Raw genomic sequence first — 3,502 nt, 5'->3', positions numbered from 1 at the left:
GCCTGCTCGCGATGGCCGAAGGCCTGGATCTCAGCGTTTCACTGCAACCGGCTGACTCAACTCAGCCCGCTTGCTCAGCAAGTCGAACACCGCTGGATACGCCGGCCGTTCGATGTAGCGCCCCGCACCCCGTTCGGCGCGCAGGTCGCCGTCGGCCCAGACCACCCGGCCCTGGCTGATGGTATGGCTGGGCACGCCGCGCACGGTCTTGCCTTCGAAGATGTTGAAGTCGACCTGCTGATGGTGGGTCTTGGCCGAAATCGTCCGCGTGCCGTTCGGGTCCCACAGCACCAGATCGGCATCGGAGCCCACGCGGATCGCGCCTTTGCGTGGGTAAAGGTTAAAGATCTTGGCCGTATTGGTAGAGGTCAGCGCGACGAAGTGCTGCATCGAGAAGCGCCCGCTGTTGACCCCTTCGTCCCAGAGCACGGCCATGCGGTCTTCGATGCCGGCGGTGCCGTTGGGGATCTTGCTGAAGTCGTCCTTGCCGGCGGCTTTCTGCTCGGCGCAGAAGCAGCAGTGATCGGTGGCGGTAGTGTGCAGGTTGCCAGCTTGCAGGCCGTGCCAAAGCGCTTCCTGATGGCCGCGCGGACGGAACGGCGGGCTCATCACGTAACCGGCGGCGGTTTGCCAGTCCGGGTGTTGATAGACGCTGTCGTCCAGCAGCAGGTGCCCGGCCAGCACTTCGCCGTAGACCGGCTGGCCCTTGGCCCGGGCATAGGTAATTTCATCGAGGGCTTCCTTGGTCGAGACGTGCACCAGGTACAGCGGCGTGCCCAGGGTTTCGGCGATGCGGATCGCCCGGCTCGCGGCTTCACCTTCCACCTGAGAAGGGCGCGACAGCGGATGCGCTTCCGGCCCGGTCATGCCTTGGGCCATCAGCTTGCGTTGCAGGTGATAGACCAGCTCGCCGTTTTCCGCGTGCACCGTAGGCACCGCACCCAGTTCCAGACAGCGCTCGAAACTCGCCACCAGGGTGTCGTCCGCCGCCATGATCGCGTTCTTGTAAGCCATGAAGTGCTTGAAGCTGTTGACCCCGTGATGGTTCACCAGCTCGGCCATGTCCTCGCGCACCTGTTCGCTCCACCAGGTAATGGCGACGTGAAAACCGTAATCGGAAGCCGATTTTTCCGCCCAGCCGCGCCACTGATGGAAGGCTTCCATCAACGACTGCTGAGGATTGGGAATCACGAAGTCGATGATCGAGGTGGTGCCGCCGGCCAGACCCGCCGCCGTGCCGCTGTAGAAGTCTTCGCTGGCCACGGTGCCCATGAAGGGCAGTTGCATGTGGGTGTGGGGATCGATGCCGCCGGGCATCAGGTACTGGCCGCTGCCGTCGAGCACTTCGGCGCCTGCGGGTATGTCGAGATTGTCGCCGATGGCCTTGATCACGCCGTCTGCGCAATACACATCGGCGCGATAACTTTCATCATGGGTAACAACGTTAGCGCCACGGATCAACAGAGACATTCCGGATTCCTCGCAGGCATGACCGACTGATGCCGGTTCTGGATTTTTATATACAGCCAGCGTTGAAGGTTTATTCCTGTCAACGCTGTCAGGAATAAACGCTAGTCGCAGTTACGGGAATCGGCAAGAATATTTTTCATATGCTTATTCCTGTTTTAAGTAATTGATTAATAGAGATAAAAACTAAGAATCAGCAAAATGGTGCGGCCGCTCCCCATTTTGACGCACTTGACAGGATCGAAATATGGTCGAGATTTCCTATGTGAAATCAGCTGTTTGAGGCGCGCAATATTTAATGCGTTACATTCGTAAATAGATTAAATGCACCAGATTGAGTCCGGACTATTCGGATAACTTGACCGTGACAAGTAGCCGAGGCACCCGATCAATAAATAAAACTGATAAACATCAGTTGCTTGCAAAGTGTTTATGGAACTGCCCGATGCGCAAGCGAGGAGTGCGGCACAGTTATTGATGTCGCGAGCCTCGAATGAGCAAAAAAATAATTCAAAGAACAGTGGAGCGGCCATGCAACAGAACAGATCCCAAGTGATCGAGCGCGAAGGCTTGTTTGAGCTCGAAGCCGGCAGCGATGTCCTCGACAGCCCCCGTTACAACCACGACATGGCACCGACCAAGGTGCACGAACGAACCTGGAACAAATGGCACATCACCGCGTTGTGGGTGGGTATGTCGATCTGCGTGCCGACCTACACCCTGGGCGGAGTGCTGACCGCCTATTTCGGCCTGACCGTGGGCGAAGCACTGCTGGCGATCCTGTTCGCCAACATCATCGTGCTGATTCCCCTGACCCTGAACGCCTTTCCCGGCACCAAGTACGGCATCCCGTTCCCGGTGTTGCTGCGCTCCTCGTTCGGCATCCTCGGCTCGAACATCCCGTGCCTGATCCGCGCCCTGGTGGCGTGCGGCTGGTTCGGTATCCAGACGATGTTCGGCGGGCTGGCCATTCACCTGTTCCTCGGTTCGGTGTTCGAGGGCTGGAAATCCTTGGGCGGCACCGGTGAAGTCATCGGCTTCATGATGTTCTGGGCCTTGAACCTGTGGGTGGTGATTCGCGGCGCCGAGTCGATCAAATGGCTGGAAACCCTGTCCGCGCCGCTGCTGGTGGCGGTGGGCGTGGGGCTGCTGGTGTGGGCGATGCCGAATGTGTCGATGACCGAACTGCTGGCGATTCCGGCCAAGCGTCCTGAAGGTGCCAGTGTGGTCAGTTACTTCGCCGCAGGTCTCACGGCGATGGTCGGCTTCTGGGCCACGCTGTCGCTGAACATTCCGGACTTCAGCCGCTATGCCGAAAGCCAGAAGGCACAGATCGTCGGGCAGATCATGGGGTTGCCGCTGACCATGTTCCTGTTTGCCGCGCTGGGTGTAGTGATGACTGCCGCTTCGGTGAAGCTGGTGGGTGTCACGGTGTCCGACCCGGTGACGCTGATCGGCCACATCCAGAGCCCGGTGTGGGTCGCGCTGGCCATGGCGCTGATCATCATCGCCACGCTGTCCACCAACACTGCGGCGAACATCGTCTCGCCGACCAACGACTTTCAGAACATCGCCCCCAAGGTGATCAACCGCACCAAGGCGGTGATGCTCACCGGTTTCGTCGGCCTGGCGCTGATGGCCCATGAACTGCTGAAGAAGCTGGGGCTGATCGTGTCCGATATCAGCCTGGAGACCGTGTATTCCAACTGGCTGCTGGGCTATTCCAGCCTGTTGGGACCTATCGCCGGGATCATGGTGGTGGACTATTTCCTGATCAAGAAACAGCAACTGGACCTTGCCGGGCTCTATCGCGATGACGTGTACCCGGCGTGGAACTGGAACGGGTTTTTCGCCTTCGGCGTGCCGGTGGTGCTGACGCTGCTGTCCCTGGGCAGCGATGCGTTCAGCTGGTTCTACAGCTATGGCTGGTTTACCGGATCGGCGCTGGGTGGGTTGATCTATTACGGGTTGTGCGTGATGCGCTCGAGCCCGTCGGTCGTGAAATCTGCGGTGTGAAGACTGGCCTCTTCGCGGG

The 3,502-nt window shown here is 59.4% G+C and carries 2 protein-coding genes; one reads left to right on the top strand and one right to left on the bottom strand.

The annotated features are described in order from the left end of the window. Positions 1-30 precede the first annotated feature (30 nt). Positions 31-1,470, bottom strand: coding sequence for a dihydropyrimidinase (gene hydA / locus K9857_RS30000; RefSeq protein ID WP_224542144.1), 1,440 nt, complete (start codon positions 1,468-1,470; stop codon positions 31-33). 528 nt (positions 1,471-1,998) lie between these two features. Here hydA and K9857_RS29995 point away from each other — a divergent pair. Continuing rightward, positions 1,999-3,483 (top strand): NCS1 family nucleobase:cation symporter-1, encoded by a 1,485-nt coding sequence (locus tag K9857_RS29995; RefSeq protein ID WP_224542141.1) that lies wholly within the window; start codon positions 1,999-2,001, stop codon positions 3,481-3,483. The last annotated feature ends 19 nt before the right edge of the window (positions 3,484-3,502 follow it).

The organism is Pseudomonas sp. REP124, assembly GCF_020164475.1.
In the GTDB taxonomy this organism is placed as follows: Bacteria; Pseudomonadota; Gammaproteobacteria; order Pseudomonadales; family Pseudomonadaceae; genus Aquipseudomonas.
This window is presented reverse-complemented; position numbering and strand designations above follow the sequence as displayed.

Coding starts and splice junctions, on each gene's coding strand:
- K9857_RS29995 (WP_224542141.1), top strand. CDS start 1,999: ATGCAACAGAACAGATCCCAAGTGATCGAGCGCGAAGGCTTGTTTGAG.
- hydA (WP_224542144.1), bottom strand. CDS start 1,470: ATGTCTCTGTTGATCCGTGGCGCTAACGTTGTTACCCATGATGAAAGT.